Here is a 16,185-nt window from a genome sequence, read left to right on the forward strand (position 1 = left end):
TACTCAAAAAGAATACTATCATGCAAATAAAAGAGGTCATACAACACCTTGAAGCTTTAGCCCCAAGTGCATACGCAGAAGATTTTGACAATGTTGGATTACTTGTCGGAGATTCACAAACAACAGTCACTGGAATTCTAGTTACTCTGGATACTTTAGAAACCATAGTAGATGAGGCAATAGAAAAAAAATGCAACCTAATAGTTAGCTTTCATCCTATTATATTTAAAGGCATAAAAAAATTTAATGGCAAAAATTATGTAGAACGAGTTGTAATGAAGGCAATTAAACATGATATTGCAATTTTTGCCATTCATACAGCTCTTGACAATGCTTTACTTGGCGTAAATGATATGATGTCACAACAATTAGGACTGGTTAATCGAAAAATTCTAATTCCTCAAAATGGAAATATAAAGAAATTAGTTACCTATGTTCCTAATAAAGAAGCAGAAAACTTGCGTAGTAAACTTTTTGAAGCTGGAGCAGGAGCTATTGGGAACTACAGTAATTGTAGTTTCTCTTCTGAAGGTACTGGAACGTTCAAACCATTAGAACAAGCAAATCCTACATTAGGTAAGATAGGCAAAACACATCATGAAAATGAAACACAATTACAGGTAACCTTTGCTAAACATAATCAAAACAAAATTTTAAAGGCACTTTTTAAAAACCACTCTTATGAAGAGGTTGCCTATGAGATTACAACATTAGAAAACCAAAATCAAAATATCGGCATAGGAATGATAGGAGAATTACCTGATGCCATGGAAGAAGAGAAATTTTTACAACACTTAAAAAAAGTATTTAAAACTGGTTGCGTAAAACACTCTGCATTATTAAGAAAACCAATAAAAAAAGTTGCGGTTCTAGGAGGCAGTGGTAGTTTTGCAATTAAAAACGCACAGCGCGCTGGCGCAGATATTTTTATTACAGCAGATCTAAAATACCACCAATTTTATGAAGCCGAAAACAAACTTATAATTGCAGATATTGGCCATTATGAAAGCGAACAATACACAAAAAACCTAATTGTTAGTTATCTTAGAAAAAAAATCAGTAATTTTGCCATCATTTTATCGGATAAAAACACCAATCCTATTCAATACCTATAAATATGGCAAAGAAAGAAGTTACTGTTGAGCAAAAATTAAGAGCATTATACGATTTGCAATTAATTGACTCTAGAGTTGATGAGATCAGAAACGTACGTGGAGAATTACCTTTAGAGGTTGAAGATCTAGAAGACGAAGTAGCCGGCTTAAATAAAAGATTAGAAAAGCTAAACAATGATCTTGAAACTATTGATGAAAATATCAAGAGTAAAAAGAATCTTATTGAAGAAGCTAAAGCGCTAATCAAAAAATACGGAGAACAACAAAAGAATGTGCGTAACAACCGTGAATACAATTCACTAAGTAAAGAGGTAGAATTTCAAGAATTAGAAATTCAATTAGCTGAAAAACACATTAAAGAGCACAAGGCACAAATCGTTCAGAAGAATGAGATCATTAGTCAAACTAAAGGAAAATTAGGAGAACGAAATGAACATCTTTCACACAAGAAAGGTGAGCTTGATGCAATTTTAGCCGAAACTCAAAAAGAAGAAGAAGCATTAATTGCAAAATCTCAGGATTTCCAAAGAGATATCGAAGAGCGACTAATTGGTGCCTATAACAGAATAAGACAAAATGTAAAAAATGGATTAGCTGTTGTTGCGATTGAGCGTGGAGCATCTGGAGGTTCATTCTTTACAATTCCTCCTCAAGTACAAATGGAAATAGCTTCTCGAAAAAAAATCATTACAGATGAGCATAGTGGTAGAATTTTAGTAGACCAAGAACTTGCAAGAGAAGAAAAAGAAAAAATGGAAGCGCTTTTTGCTAAATTGTAAAAAAGCAATCTTATTTATATATTATACAGAGCCTCAGTTACACTGAGGCTTTTTTGATTATTAATTTGAAATTAAAATGAACCATGTGCTAATCATTGGCTTTGTATGGCCAGAACCCAACTCTTCTGCCGCAGGAAGTCGCATGCTACAACTTATACATATGTTCCTTAAACAAGGTCATAAAGTAACCTTTGCCAGTCCCGCTACAGATAGCGAACATATGATTAACCTTGAAAAAATAGGGGTCACAAAAACTTCTATTAGTGTTAATTCCTCAAGTTTTGATCATTTTATAAAAGACTTACAGCCCGCTATAGTCATGTTTGATAGATTCATGATGGAGGAGCAATTTGGATGGAGAGTAACCAAACACGCTCCTAATTCGATAAAAATATTAAACACCGAAGACTTACATTGCTTAAGAAAATCAAGACAAGAATCCTTAAAAAAGAACAAAACCTTCAAAACAGAAGAACTTTTTAATAACGATATTACCAAAAGAGAAATTGCCAGTATATACAGATGCGACCTATCGCTTATTATTTCGGATTTTGAGATGAAACTTTTAGAAGAAGTTTTTGGTATCAATAAACAACTACTACACTACCTCCCCTTTTTATTAGACCCAATTAATTCTAACACCAAAAGTGATTGGCCAAGTTTTGAGCATAGAAAACATTTTATTACCATCGGGAATTTTAAACACGAACCTAACTGGAAAAGTGTGCTTTATCTAAAAGAAACTATTTGGCCTTTGATTAAACAAAAGTTACCAGATACAGAAATGCACATTTATGGCGCATATCCTCCCGCTAAAGCAATACAACTAAACAACCCTCAAGATGGATTCTATATAAAAGGACGAGCACACAATGCCTCTGAAGTTATGAAAAACGCAAGAGTATGCCTAGCTCCATTACAGTTCGGCGCAGGAATCAAAGGAAAACTCGCAGAAGCTATGCTTTGCGGTACCCCCAGCATTACCACAACAATAGGTGCCGAAGGTATGCTACATGAAGATTCTGACTGGAATGGTTTTGTTACCGATGATCCAATTACTTTTGCAAAAGCCGCAGTTAGACTATACTCTGACCACCACTTATGGAGTCAATCTCAACAGAATGGCATAGAGATCATAAACACGAGGTTTCAAAAAGAAAGTTTTGAATCAAAGTATAATGAGCGACTCAAAACAATCGCCAATACCCTAGAAGTACATCGTAAATATAATTTTATAGGTAATATGCTTCAATATCACACCTTGCGAAGTACAGAATATATGTCTCGTTGGATAGAAGAAAAAAACAAATAGTTTTTTCACACTCAATAGCCCATTACATAAAATCTCAAGAAGACTTCAATTTTCTTTTTTTCATTTTCTCTTTATAAAATATATGATCAGCAACATATAAAACTTTTGTAACCTCCGCAAAAATTTTTCCTTTCCTATTCTTTATAAAGACCTTTTTAGTAATATCTATTTCTTGTCGCTCAAGAACCAAATCCCTTATTTCTTTAATCTCGTTTGGAGTAAACTCAAATAAAGCATAAACCTTTTCTCGTACAGGGATTTTATATCTTATCGACGCTTCTTTATCCCAAACCACAAAATCATTTCCCAAAATTTGAATCAATTGAATCATCATAATAGGGTCTGTAGCAGAAAATAAACTTCCACCAAATATCGCTCCAGAGTAGTTTCTATTTTTATAATTTATAGGTATTTTAATTTCAACCGAATGCAAATCTTCTGAGACTTTTATGACCCTTCCTACAGACCTTCTATACATCGGAGAAACATTAAATGCCAGTTTAAAGAACCACGGCTTTTTAAAGTAGGGTTTTATAAGATCAACAAGACTTTGCATGACAAAAAATAATATTGGTTATTTTAAAATATCTTGAACAAAAAAAGCCTTTCCACATTGTGAAAAAGCTTATAATATTATAAGAAGTAACGTTTATACTACTATAATGCAGCTACGTACTTTGCTAATTGAGACTTTAAGTTAGCCGCTTTATTCTTATGAATTACATTATTCTTTGCTAACTTGTCTAGCATCGAAATCACTGTAGGAAATAAAGTCTCAGCCTCCTTCTTATCAGCCTCACGTAATTTCTTAATAGCATTACGCGTAGTTTTATGCTGATATCTGTTTCTAAGACGTCTAGTCTCATTACTTCTGATTCTCTTTAATGCTGACTTATGATTTGCCATCTCTTTGTTCTGTTAAATTTCTTACTATACTATTGTAGCCCGTAGGGGAATCGAACCCCTCTTACCAGGATGAAAACCTGGCGTCCTAGCCGATAGACGAACGGGCCATTTTCCTTTTTAAGGATGCAAATTTATTATTTTCACAATAAACCTGCAATAAATTATCAATATTTGTAGCCCGTAGGGGAATCGAACCCCTCTTACCAGGATGAAAACCTGGCGTCCTAGCCGATAGACGAACGGGCCTTGTTTGCCTAATTGCGGATGCAAAAATACAACTATTTTTTAATGCCGCAAGTGTTATTTTATTTTTTTTAAATCTTAGTACGCTTTAGCAAACAAAACACGTATTTCTGATGGGTTTCCTGTGTACACACAATTCCCTTTTTCTTCTTTTGCATCAAAAGGAATACATCGTATAGTAGCCTTTGTAAGCTCTTTTATCTTTTGCTCTGTCTCCTCGGTTCCATCCCAATGCGCAGAGATAAAACCTCCTTTATTTTCTAAAACCTCTTTAAACTCTTCAAAAGTATTTACCTCTGTAATGTGATCATCTCTAAAATCAGTAGCTTTTTTATGAAGACTATCCTGAATCTCCTTTAAAAGAGAATCAATTGTTTCGACAACCTGATCTTTAGCTACAAATTGCTTACTCAAGGTATCTCTTCTAGCCAACTCAACAGTTCCTTTCTCCAAATCTTTTGGACCAATCGCTACTCGTAAAGGAACACCTTGCAATTCATACTGAGCAAATTTAGCACCCGGTCTATGCGTATCTCGATTATCAAATTTTACAGAAATACCTCTAGCCCTTAAATCAACAACTAATTCATTTGCTACTTCGGAAATTTGATGTAATTGATCTTCTCCTTTATATATTGGAACGATCACAACCTGAATAGGCGCCAAATTTGGAGGTAACACCAATCCATTGTCATCACTATGAGTCATAATCAAAGCTCCCATTAATCTAGTAGAAACTCCCCATGATGTAGCCCAAACATAATCCTGCTTCCCTTCCTTAGAAGTAAACTTAACATCAAATGCTTTTGCAAAATTTTGTCCCAAGAAATGTGATGTACCCGCCTGAAGAGCTTTCCCATCTTGCATTAAAGCTTCAATACAATATGTATCCTCTGCACCAGCAAATCTTTCACTTTCTGTTTTTCTTCCTTTAATAACAGGTATTGCCATAAAATTCTCAGCAAAATCAGCATATACATTATTCATTTGCTCTGTTTCGGCAATAGCCTCATTCCTGGTTGAATGAGCAGTATGCCCTTCTTGCCATAAAAACTCTGCTGTACGAAGAAAAAGACGTGTCCTCATCTCCCATCTCACTACATTTGCCCATTGATTAATTAACAAGGGTAAATCTCGATAGGATTGTATCCAACCTTTATATGTATTCCAAATAATAGCTTCAGACGTAGGCCTAACGATCAACTCTTCTTCCAACTTTGCATTTGGATCAACAATTAATTTCGAAGCATCTTCTGGATCAGTTTTTAATCTATAATGAGTAACAACAGCACATTCTTTTGCAAAACCTTCTGCGTTTTTTTCTTCAGCTTCAAAAAGACTTTTAGGCACAAACAATGGAAAATAAGCATTTTGATGACCTGTTTCTTTAAATTTTCTATCTAATTCTGCCTGCATTTTTTCCCAGATAGCATACCCATATGGTTTTATAACCATACATCCTCTTACTGCAGAATTCTCGGCTAAATCAGCTTTGACGACTAATTCATTATACCATTTTGAATAATCTTCGCTCCGCTTTGTTAAATTCTTACTCATAAACTACTATTTGGCACAAATATTGTGGCTATGTTAAATATAATTTTGTTAGCGCAAAACTAACTAAATTTGTAATGTTCAACAATAAAATAAGAAGATATGAGTCTTAAAAATTATTTTCAAAAAAACGGAGCCTTTGGTGTTTTACTTTTGGCTGGCTTATTAATGTTGACCTCATGTGGCTCATATGAATATGTACCTTATAATGATGGTATTTATGGTGAGGCTGCAAATCGCAGGAATATTGAAACCAAGCCTAATACGACACAAAAAAAATCAAATTACTATTCAAGCTACTTTTCTGAGAAGTCATCTCAAATTGACAATGCAATACAAGAAGAGGCTATTTTCACTGATGTAGATTCATACTCTAGTGAAGGTTATAATGCAGCAGATACAACTGCAACAGCACTTAATTATGAAGGAGGCAGACCTTCTTGGGGAAGTGATTATGATGAAATAACCGTAAATGTTGTTAATAACGGTGGATGGAACCGTCCTTTCTTAGGAGTTGGTTTTGGATTTAATGGATGGGGATGGAATGATTGGTACGGAGCAGGATGGGGAATTTATGACGGATGGGGATGGAATGGATTTTACGGACCCGGATGGGGAGGATGGGGTAACCCGTATGCTTATGGTGGTTTTGGCTTCTACGGCCCTGCTTTTTATGGCTATGGATACAGTCGTGGATTTTGGGGAAGAGGCTTTTATGGAAGAGGATTCTACGGAAGAGGTTTTTATGGAAGAAACCCATATGTAGCTTATAACCGTTTTAACAGAGGAAGAGATGCATACGCATACAATTCCAGAAGTCGAAATGGATATTACAACTCTAGATACAGCACAAGATCAAGAAATTCAAACTACGCTAATCGATCGAGAAACTCAAACTACAGCAGATCCAGAAACTCAAATTATAGCAGAGGAAGACAGGGTTACACTAACCGTAGAAGAGTATCTGCAGATGCTAGCAACAGAAGTAGAAGTGGATCTTACTCAAACAACAGGTCGGGAACATATAGCTCTCGTTCAAGATCATCAAACAATAATTACTCAAGATCTTCTGCGCCTAGAACCAATACGAGATCATACACTCCAAGATCTAGCTCTTCGTCAAGAAGTAGATCATACAACCCTTCTTCTGGTTCTTCTAGAAGTAGGAGTTCAGGATACTCAAGAAGCGGTTCTTCTAGAAGTAGCGGTTATTCACGTTCTGGAGGAAGTAGATCTTCTTCAAGAAGTAGAGGAAGAAGATAAATAAAACTTTGGTAACACCTTACCTTATTTCCTAAGGTATTATTCTACAAAATATATTAATTCTATATCATCTAAATAGTTATTATGACAAACACAATAACTATTTAGATGAAGAAGAATTTCTTATGTCTATTTTAAATCAACACAGTAAAAAATGAAAAAGCTATTCTTATGCATAGGTATTTTGTCTATATCTTTTTTGAATGCTCAAGATATTAGTGATGTAATCCGATACTCTCAACAAGAAATAAGAGGAACTGCTCGTTATCGAGCTTTGAGTGGGGCTTTTGGTGCTCTTGGTGGTGATTTATCCGCCTTACATGTTAACCCAGCGGGGTCGGCTGTATTTTTAAATTCTCACGGAGCCATAACTCTATCATCTCAATCAATCAACAATGATGTTGTTTTTGGTAATGACCTAAATCCGTTTAACAATTTTCGGAACACAAGTTCTACAAACATCAATTTTAATCAATTAGGTGCCGTTTTTATTTACGATAATTACAATAGTGAATCTTCTGGTATTAATAAAATCTCATTAGGCTTAACATATGACCAAACAACAGACAACAAAGATGAATTTGTTGTACTGGGAACTACAAGAAATTCTATTGACGATTTATTTTTAGCAGATGCACAAGGTATTCAACTTGGGTTAATCACTCCAAGAGCTGGTGAAACAATTGATGGTTTATACGCTTTTTTAGGAGAAAATGAAGGAGTTAGAGCTCAACAAGCATTCTTAGGACACGAAACTTTGATTATAGAGGCCAATGACTTAGATGATCCTACAGGAACAGGATACTCATCTAATATTGCATCTGGGGTTTTTGATCAAGATTATATCTATGAAAGCACTGGTTTAAATGGAAAGTTTACAGTAAACCTTGGCGCACAAATTGATCAAGATTTTTATGTTGGTGTTAATCTAAATTCTCATTTTATCAGTTATGATAGATTTACAGAATTCTTTGAAACAAATAATAACACCGGTAGCGCTATAAACGAGGTTCTTTTCACGAATAGATTATCTACTATTGGTGCTGGGTTTTCTGCACAAGTAGGAGCAATTGCCAAAGTAGCAAATATACTTCGATTAGGTGCTTCTTACGAATCTCCAACTTGGTACTCTATAGAAGAAGAAACCACACAACGATTAGAAACATTCAGTAACGCAAATGGAACAGCAATAGTAAACCCTGATGTGGTAAATATTTTTCCTGAATACACATTACGCACTCCTGCAAAATACACAGGTAGTGTTGCAATTCTATTTGGACAACAAGGCCTCATAAGCATGGATTATTCTTTTAAAGATTATAGCTCTTCTAGACTTAGCTCTGACAATAACAATGATTTTTCTAATTTAAATAGCTTTGTAGAAGACAACTTACAGAATGCTTATACGTTTAGAATTGGAAGCGAATGGAGAGATGGAAACTGGAGCTATAGAGGTGGTTATAGTTTTGAAAAGAGCCCTTACAAAAACACTTTGATTTTAGGCAATAAAAATGGATTCTCTGCTGGCTTCGGTTATGCTTTTGAGCAATTCAAATTTGACGTAGCTTATGACTACACACAACAAAAACGGAATGACCAACTTTATCCTGGCTCTGGATTTAGCAACTCTGTCTTAATAGAAAATTATACCGAGAACATAACACTTACAGCCTCTATGAATTTTTAATACGTAGAGACAAAAACATAAAACAAAAAAGCTGAAGGTATACCTTCAGCTTTTTTGTTTTATAGTTACGACTTTATCGTTTATCGTATTAAAGAAAAATTACCCGCAAACACCCTTCTGCGCATATTCGGATCTCTAGGCTCATTAAATTCTACTCTAAACCAATAATCTGATGATGGCATATTATTCCCATTATATGTACCGTCCCATCCTGGGCCTCCAGGTCTTAATTGCTTAAGCAGCTTACCATATCTATCAAATATATAAATCAAGGCAGTAGGTTGGTTTTCTATATTAACTAAACTCCAAGTATCATGAAAACCATCTCCATTTGGCGTAAAATACTTTGGGTATCCCAAGATCATAAAAACCTCAGACTCTCTTTCACTGGCAGGACAATCCCTATATCTAGCAGTAATTCGATAATCTCCTGGAGGAACTCCTGAAAAAACAGGACTAGACTGAAAAGGTCTAAATTCAAAAAAACCATTTCCTAAGTCCCTATCTAATCGATATTCAAAATCAAAATTCTCACCATTTATTGTGGGCGTAGCATCAAAGCCAGAGGCTATTGCCTCAGGAGAAGCAACAACACTTGCAGTAATAGTATACTCACCAGCAAAAGATTCTTCTGCAATATCAAATCCTACTGATTCTACAACGTTTGACACATCCAACACCACCAAATCATCCCTTCCAACCTCAACTGTCCTTCCAGCATCCGAATATCCTATCAACTGATAAGCACCAGGAGCATTTACTTCTAAAAAAGGAAACATTCCTTCTGGATCGGGAACTGCAGTTGTAAAATTAGTAGTTCCCAAATTACCACGAAACCATCTATAACTTATAGCACCTGGAAATCTACCTTCAATAGTAACAGGAAGTTCGCCACAAGTAGCTACATCTGGCCCTACTCCGGGATCAAGAATACTACAATCTGTAGTACCGGCATTGTCTTCATCCAGATTAGTTTGCTGTAATTGAATTACTCCTGCTTCATCAGAAAAATTAGTTATTAATATAAAGTAATATTCTCCTGATTGCGCATTAGGTATTGTTAACGTTTCAATAAACACATTATCTTCAGGGGTTCGTGCAAAGCTACAATCTACAATATTTGTATTATCTTGATCCAATACATAATAGTCTGGATCATCAACATTATTAACACACTCTTCTGGGCGCAGACCTTCACCATCGCCATTATTATCACAACCCATCGCCAAATCTTCACAATTTATAAACGAAGTGGGAAATGGTCCCCATGCTATAAAATCCACATCCAACTGTCGTTCTCCTCTGTCTAATCTACTATTACCATTACCATCAACCCATTGTTGTATATCAAAAATCAATTCTCCGGCTTGATCAATTCTAATAAAATACCACGAAGAATTACGAGTACTATTAAGGCATCCTAGCCCATTAAAGCTAATATCTTCTCCTGTAATATTAGGAAAAGTAAGTTCTTGTGCTGCATCTGAACAAAATGGTTGAGAAGATCTACAAGCAACATCAAAATCGAGTTGTGCAATTGCAGAAAAATTACTCAAACAGATAAAAACAACTAACGATAAAATTTTAGGTATAACTTTTGCCATATTTACATAACGTTAAAAATCCTACTTTTAATATGTAGATTTAAGATTTGGGATTTAAATATACAGAACTTCTTTAAAAAAACTAGTAAATCCAATTGTTTAACATAGCTTTTACCAAGTAAAACAACAAAATCGTATCTTTGCATCCCATAATATGGGAGTGATTAAAGATTACTTCCCATTTTTATTCAAAAAGAATAATAAATTTAAAAATTGACGTGTGAAAATTGACAAGGCCCTTGAAGCTATTGAAGCGCTAGGTGATAATCATGTAGCTACTAGCGCTACCACTCCTCTAAGAGAAGATGCCTTTAAACTTAGTGATAAAGAAAAAATCGCTCTAATCAAAGATGATGTAAAGCATATTTTAGAAACATTAGGACTGGATCTAACAGATGATAGTCTTAAAGGTACTCCGCAGCGTGTTGCCAAAATGTTTGTAAATGAAATTTTTTCTGGACTTCACCCTCAAAGAAAGCCAGATGCTTCTACATTTGAAAATAATTACAAATATGGCGAAATGCTTGTTGAGAAAAATATCACAGTATATTCAACTTGCGAGCATCATTTACTTCCTATTGTAGGTCGTGCACATGTAGCGTATATTTCTAATGGTACCGTAGTTGGTTTGTCTAAAATGAATCGTATTGTCGATTATTATGCCAAACGACCACAAGTACAAGAACGTATGACAATGCAAATTGTTCAAGACCTTCAAGTTGTGTTAGGCACAAAAGATGTAGCGTGTGTTATTGATGCCAAGCATTTATGCGTTAACTCAAGAGGCATTAGAGATATCGAAAGTAGTACTGTTACCAGTGAATTTGGTGGTAAGTTTAAAGAAGATGCGGTACGAAGAGAATTTCTGGACTACATTAAACTAGACACTACATTTTAAATCAATTTTACAACTAAAAATTCAGCATTAATTTAGATTATGGCAATAACTCCTTTGTACAAAACTGAAGAATTAAAAATTTATAATTCGATTTCTAGCCAAAAAGAGATTTTTACTCCTATTACAGACGGTAATATCGGCATGTATGTTTGTGGACCTACAGTTTACAGTAACGTACACCTTGGTAATTGTCGAACATTTATTTCTTTTGACATGGTGTTTAGATACTTAAAACATCTTGGGTACAAAGTAAGATACGTAAGAAATATTACGGATGCTGGCCATTTAGAAAACGATGCTGAAGAAGGAGAAGATAAAGTCGCAAAAAAAGCAAGACTTGAACAACTGGAACCTATGGAAATTGTACAGCGTTACACCTTAGATTTTCACCATGTAATGTCAAAATTCAATGCTATTGCGCCAAGTATTGAACCTACTGCAACAGGGCATATCGTAGAACAAATAGAAATCATAAAAACCATTATTGATAATGGCTACGCTTATGAATCTAATGGTTCGGTATATTTTGATGTTCAGAAATTTAATGAAACAAATAATTACGGAAAATTAAGTGGTCGTAATCTTGAGGATATGATTGCCAATACTCGTGAGTTATCTGCCCAGAGTGATAAAAAAACTCCACAGGATTTTGCGCTTTGGAAAAAAGCAGAACCGCAACATATTATGAGATGGCCTTCTCCTTGGAGCGATGGTTTTCCTGGTTGGCATCTTGAATGTACTGTTATGAGTACAAAATACCTTGGTGAACGTTTTGATATCCATGGCGGAGGAATGGATTTAAAATTCCCTCATCACGAATGTGAAATTGCTCAAGGTGAAGCAGCTTGTGGTCAAACACCAGTAAACTATTGGATGCATGCTAATATGCTTACGCTTAATGGCAAAAAAATGTCTAAGTCTACAGGGAATACCATATCCCCTGGAGAGCTTTTTTCTGGTAACAACACTTTTTTAGACAAACCTTTTGACCCTTCTATTGTTCGTTTTTTTATGATGCAAGCACATTACAGAAGTATTCTGGATTTTTCTAACGATGCTTTAGAAGCTTCTGAAAAAGGGTTTTATAGATTAATGGATGCCATCAAAACAATAGAAACACTTAACCCTAGTCCTAAAACTGAAGGGCTTAATGTTTCTGAATGGAGAAAAGCATGTTATGAAGCTATGAATGATGATTTTAACAGTCCGATCCTAATTGCTAAATTATTTGATGCTGTTAAATTTATTAATACCGCTAAAGAAGATAAGGCTACAATCACTAAAGAAGATATAGAATTGCTAAGTCATACTATTCGAGGTTTCGTCTTTGATGTATTAGGGTTATTAAATATAAATGAAGCTGCAACAAACTCTGACGATAAACTTTCGGGTACCGTAGAGTTACTTATCAAACTTAGAGCAGAAGCAAGGGCAAATAAAGACTTTGCTACTAGTGATAAAATAAGAGACGAGCTTATAGCTATAGGAATCCAGCTTAAAGATAGTCGAGAAGGCACTACCTTTTCTGTAAATTAGATCGTTTTAGAGTTTAAAAGGCTATGAAAAAAGTTTTGATTTTTCCTTTTGTTCTATTGGTGAAATTATATCAAAATTTGATTTCACCCTTAACTCCGGCAACTTGCAGGTACCAACCCACTTGCTCTCATTATACTATTGAAGCTTTACAAAAACATGGCCTATTAAAAGGAGGTATTTTGGCTACTAAAAGAATATTTAGTTGTCATCCTTGGGGTGGTAAAGGGTACGACCCAGTCCCTGATATTAATGATAAAACTGTAAAAAAACAAGGAAACTAAAGAATGTATCAATGATAAAAGCATACTCTTTTATTTCCCATATAAATACCTATATTTACTTTCGAAAATAAATCGCACACATGATATTCTCAAAAATTATCTGGAATCCAATTGAAGGTATAGACCTTGGTTTTTTTGTAATCCGTTTTTATAGTCTAATGTTCGTTGTAGCCTTCTCATTAGGATGGTTTCTGATGAAAAAAATATACATTAGAGAAAATCTATCTATGGAAAAGTTAGATTCTATTTTTATCTATGCGGTTGTGGCCACTCTTCTGGGAGCACGATTAGGGCATGTGTTTTTTTATGACTGGGATTATTATAGAAACAATCTTTTAGAAATTATTTTACCTATGCGATTTAAACCTAAATTTGAATTCATAGGATTTCAAGGGTTAGCTAGTCATGGTGCTGCAATTGGTGTTATTGTAGCTATGTATTATTATTCTAAAAACGTGATTCAAAAAAATATTCTATGGATATTAGATAGAATAGTAATACCTGTTGCTTTTGGAGCTATATTTGTTCGTTTAGGAAATTTCTTTAATTCTGAAATTATTGGTAATGAATCTGGAGATTCTGCTTTTGGAGTAAAATTTGTTAGAGAAGGATTAAGAAAATCTGAAGTTATTAAAGAAACAGGAATCAAAAATGTAAATGACGCATATAATGCTGTAGTAGAAAACCCTCAGTTTTCTGATTTATTAGACACTGTACCCTATCGACATCCTGCACAACTTTATGAGGCATTTGGTTATATATTCGTAGCATTCATTTTACTGTTCGTCTACTGGAAAACAGACAAACGCAACAATAGAGGTTTCCTTTTTGGCTTGTTTTTAATTCTACTTTGGACCGTACGCTTTTTTGTAGAATACGTTAAGAAAAGTCAAGGAGGTTTTGAAGACTCTTTAGGAGAAGCCTTATCCACTGGGCAATGGTTAAGTATACCTTTTATTATAGCAGGCATCTATTTTGTAGTAAGATCTTTTGGCAAGAAGAATGTTGCTTAAAATCGATTTGATTTATACTATACGATTTTATAGAAGTTGATCTTAATCAATTTATAAAAGAATTATCTAAGTAATAAAAAAACCTGTAGAACTATACAGGTTTTTTCACTTTCAACAAACAATTATTTAACGAGTCAACTAACGCACAACACTATCCTATTTACATTAAACTAGTCTTTCTAAAATTCGTAGTTTACATCAAGACCAAAAGTTTATCTGATCTAAAAATCCCCAATAGCATCATCATAAATGGTCTCAAAAAGTTTTGTGATTCTCTCGAATCTACTGGTCTTGGATCATCATTCGTTCATAGTATTTCAAATTATTATAACCTTCAGATTTCATATACTACAAAAAATACTTGGCATTCTATACTCTTAAAATTTGATCCCCTCATAAGTAAATAAAGTTTCAAAACTTAAAATTACAAGCTATTAAAAGCAAAACACCTTGAAACTTCTACATACTGCGTTTTACAAAATATGAATGCATAAAATACGTTTTAGAATAAAAAATCAATTTTTTTAGAGGAAATTAACCTGTATAATTGTTTTACTATTGAAGTGTTTTTAGCTTTTCGATATATTGAATCGCAAGTAAGCTATCTCTAAGCGATATAACTTATTTAATCTTAACCAGATTAAACTCATTTCTAACATTACATTAACCGAGTATACGTATTATTAATATTATTAAACACAAAAACATGAGAATAGTAAAAGGTATAATAACTATTTTTCTAATTCTGGCAACAATGACTTCTTGCGAGTCTGATGCAGACACTCCCGATGGTGATTCAGGAACCACAGGTACGACTGGAACTACAGGTACAACCGGAACCACAGGTACGACTGGAACAACCGGAACCACAGGTACGACTGGAACAACCGGAACCACAGGTACGACAGGAACAACTGGAACTACAGGTACGACTGGAACAACCGGAACCACAGGCACAACTGGAACAACAGGTACAACTGGAACAACAGGCGACACTGATGGCTCATCTGCAGTTGCAACTTTTGGTCTACTACAAGCCTCTGGAAATAGAATTGTTGATAAAAACAATAATGCGGTACAACTTAGAGGAATGTCCTTATTCTGGTCACAATGGATGGGACAATACTATACAAAAGAAGCTGTAAGCTGGTTAAAAAAGGACTGGAATTGTAATATTGTTAGAGCGGCTATGGGTGTAGAGGATAGTGATGGTTATCTTTCTAATAGAGCATTCGAAAAGCAAAAAGTATTTACTGTTATTGATGCTGCAATCCAAGAAGGAATTTATGTTATCGTAGATTGGCATAGTCACCATGCCGAAGACCATGTAGATGAGGCTAAAGCATTCTTTGCTGAAGTCGCACAAAAATATGGTAATCAACCTAATATTATTTACGAAATTTATAACGAACCATTACAAGCCCCATCATGGAAAGATGTTCTAAAACCATATCATGAACAAGTAATTGCTGAGATTAGAAAACACGATCCTGATAACCTTGTTATTTGTGGTACACGTACATGGTCTCAAGATGTTGATGAAGTAATAGGAAATACTATAAATGATGTTAATGTGGCTTACACACTGCACTACTACGCCTCTACTCATAAGCAGTTTTTAAGAGACAAAGCTCAACGTGCTTTGGATGCTGGTATCCCTATCTTTGTTACAGAATATGGAACTACCGAGGCTACAGGTGACGGATTTATTGACACTAATGAAGCTCGAGCTTGGTGGGATTTTTTAGATAGAAATAAAATATCATGGTTAAACTGGTCCATCGCAGATAAACAAGAAGCTTCTGCGGCACTTAAACCCGGAGCAAGTGGCATGGGTGGTTGGTCTGAAAATCAGATAACCACTTCTGGTAAAATGGTTAGAGATGAACTAAAAGCTAAAAACCCTAAATAAAGAAACTCTCTATTTATTATATATTATTTTACAAATACCTTACACAATATATATAGTGTAAGGTATTTTATTTAAAATACAT

14 protein-coding genes and 2 tRNA genes are annotated in these 16,185 nt (G+C 34.6%); 10 read left to right on the plus strand and 6 right to left on the minus strand.

Annotated features, from left to right (window positions below; translation table 11 throughout):
- Positions 1–20: 20 nt before the first annotated feature.
- The 3 genes from AWE51_RS13120 to AWE51_RS13130 all read left to right on the plus strand — a co-directional run bounded on the left by AWE51_RS13120 (position 21) and on the right by AWE51_RS13130 (position 3,206).
- Positions 21–1,115, plus strand: a complete 1,095-nt coding sequence (locus tag AWE51_RS13120; protein WP_066314146.1) for a Nif3-like dinuclear metal center hexameric protein — start codon at positions 21–23, stop codon at positions 1,113–1,115.
- Between the two features lie 2 nt (positions 1,116–1,117).
- Positions 1,118–1,894, plus strand: coding sequence for a zinc ribbon domain-containing protein (locus AWE51_RS13125; protein ID WP_066314150.1), 777 nt, complete (start codon positions 1,118–1,120; stop codon positions 1,892–1,894).
- 76 nt (positions 1,895–1,970) lie between these two features.
- Complete coding sequence (locus tag AWE51_RS13130; RefSeq protein WP_066314152.1) at positions 1,971–3,206, plus strand: glycosyltransferase; 1,236 nt, start codon at positions 1,971–1,973, stop codon at positions 3,204–3,206.
- A 34-nt stretch (positions 3,207–3,240) separates the two neighbouring features.
- On the opposite strand, the gene AWE51_RS13135 is transcribed toward AWE51_RS13130, so the two are convergent.
- The 5 genes from AWE51_RS13135 to proS form a co-directional block, all read right to left on the minus strand.
- Positions 3,241–3,762, minus strand: a complete 522-nt coding sequence (locus tag AWE51_RS13135; RefSeq protein WP_066314153.1) for a DUF4442 domain-containing protein — start codon at positions 3,760–3,762, stop codon at positions 3,241–3,243.
- Between the two features lie 101 nt (positions 3,763–3,863).
- A complete protein-coding gene (rpsT, locus tag AWE51_RS13140) occupies positions 3,864–4,112 on the minus strand; it encodes a 30S ribosomal protein S20 (protein WP_066314154.1) in 249 nt (82 codons plus the stop codon).
- Between the two features lie 35 nt (positions 4,113–4,147).
- A tRNA-Glu gene (locus tag AWE51_RS13145) sits at positions 4,148–4,219 on the minus strand.
- 67 nt (positions 4,220–4,286) lie between these two features.
- Positions 4,287–4,358, minus strand: a tRNA-Glu gene (locus AWE51_RS13150).
- A gap of 75 nt (positions 4,359–4,433) precedes the next feature.
- Positions 4,434–5,912 carry a proline--tRNA ligase gene (proS, locus tag AWE51_RS13155; RefSeq protein ID WP_066314155.1) on the minus strand — a complete coding sequence of 493 codons (1,479 nt, stop codon included), beginning with the start codon at positions 5,910–5,912 and terminating at the stop codon, positions 4,434–4,436.
- 99 nt (positions 5,913–6,011) lie between these two features.
- On the opposite strand from proS, the gene AWE51_RS13160 reads away from it, so the two are divergent.
- Positions 6,012–7,172: a hypothetical protein gene (locus AWE51_RS13160; RefSeq protein ID WP_066314160.1), complete on the plus strand. Its 1,161-nt coding sequence runs from the start codon at positions 6,012–6,014 to the stop codon at positions 7,170–7,172.
- 154 nt (positions 7,173–7,326) lie between these two features.
- Positions 7,327–8,859, plus strand: a complete 1,533-nt coding sequence (locus tag AWE51_RS13165) for an OmpP1/FadL family transporter (protein WP_066314162.1) — start codon at positions 7,327–7,329, stop codon at positions 8,857–8,859.
- 80 nt (positions 8,860–8,939) lie between these two features.
- On the opposite strand, the gene AWE51_RS13170 is transcribed toward AWE51_RS13165, so the two are convergent.
- Positions 8,940–10,463, minus strand: coding sequence for a T9SS type B sorting domain-containing protein (locus tag AWE51_RS13170; RefSeq protein WP_066314163.1), 1,524 nt, complete (start codon positions 10,461–10,463; stop codon positions 8,940–8,942).
- Between the two features lie 220 nt (positions 10,464–10,683).
- Here AWE51_RS13170 and folE point away from each other — a divergent pair, with 220 nt between their 5' ends.
- The 5 genes from folE to AWE51_RS13195 all read left to right on the plus strand — a co-directional run bounded on the left by folE (position 10,684) and on the right by AWE51_RS13195 (position 16,103).
- Positions 10,684–11,361, plus strand: coding sequence for a GTP cyclohydrolase I FolE (gene folE / locus AWE51_RS13175; RefSeq protein ID WP_066314164.1), 678 nt, complete (start codon positions 10,684–10,686; stop codon positions 11,359–11,361).
- A gap of 39 nt (positions 11,362–11,400) precedes the next feature.
- Positions 11,401–12,897 (plus strand): cysteine--tRNA ligase, encoded by a 1,497-nt coding sequence (gene cysS / locus AWE51_RS13180; RefSeq protein ID WP_066314165.1) that lies wholly within the window; start codon positions 11,401–11,403, stop codon positions 12,895–12,897.
- Positions 12,898–12,920: 23 nt separating this feature from the next.
- The gene (gene yidD, locus AWE51_RS13185) at positions 12,921–13,178 is read left to right on the plus strand and encodes a membrane protein insertion efficiency factor YidD (protein WP_066314168.1); all 258 of its coding nucleotides are present in this window, start codon (positions 12,921–12,923) and stop codon (positions 13,176–13,178) included.
- 80 nt (positions 13,179–13,258) lie between these two features.
- Entirely contained in the window at positions 13,259–14,191 is a 933-nt protein-coding gene (gene lgt, locus AWE51_RS13190) for a prolipoprotein diacylglyceryl transferase (RefSeq protein ID WP_066314170.1), read from the plus strand.
- A 706-nt stretch (positions 14,192–14,897) separates the two neighbouring features.
- Positions 14,898–16,103, plus strand: coding sequence for a glycoside hydrolase family 5 protein (locus AWE51_RS13195; protein ID WP_066314172.1), 1,206 nt, complete (start codon positions 14,898–14,900; stop codon positions 16,101–16,103).
- Positions 16,104–16,185: the final 82 nt, after the last annotated feature.

This window comes from Aquimarina aggregata, from assembly GCF_001632745.1.
Lineage (GTDB): Bacteria > Bacteroidota > Bacteroidia > Flavobacteriales > Flavobacteriaceae > Aquimarina > Aquimarina aggregata.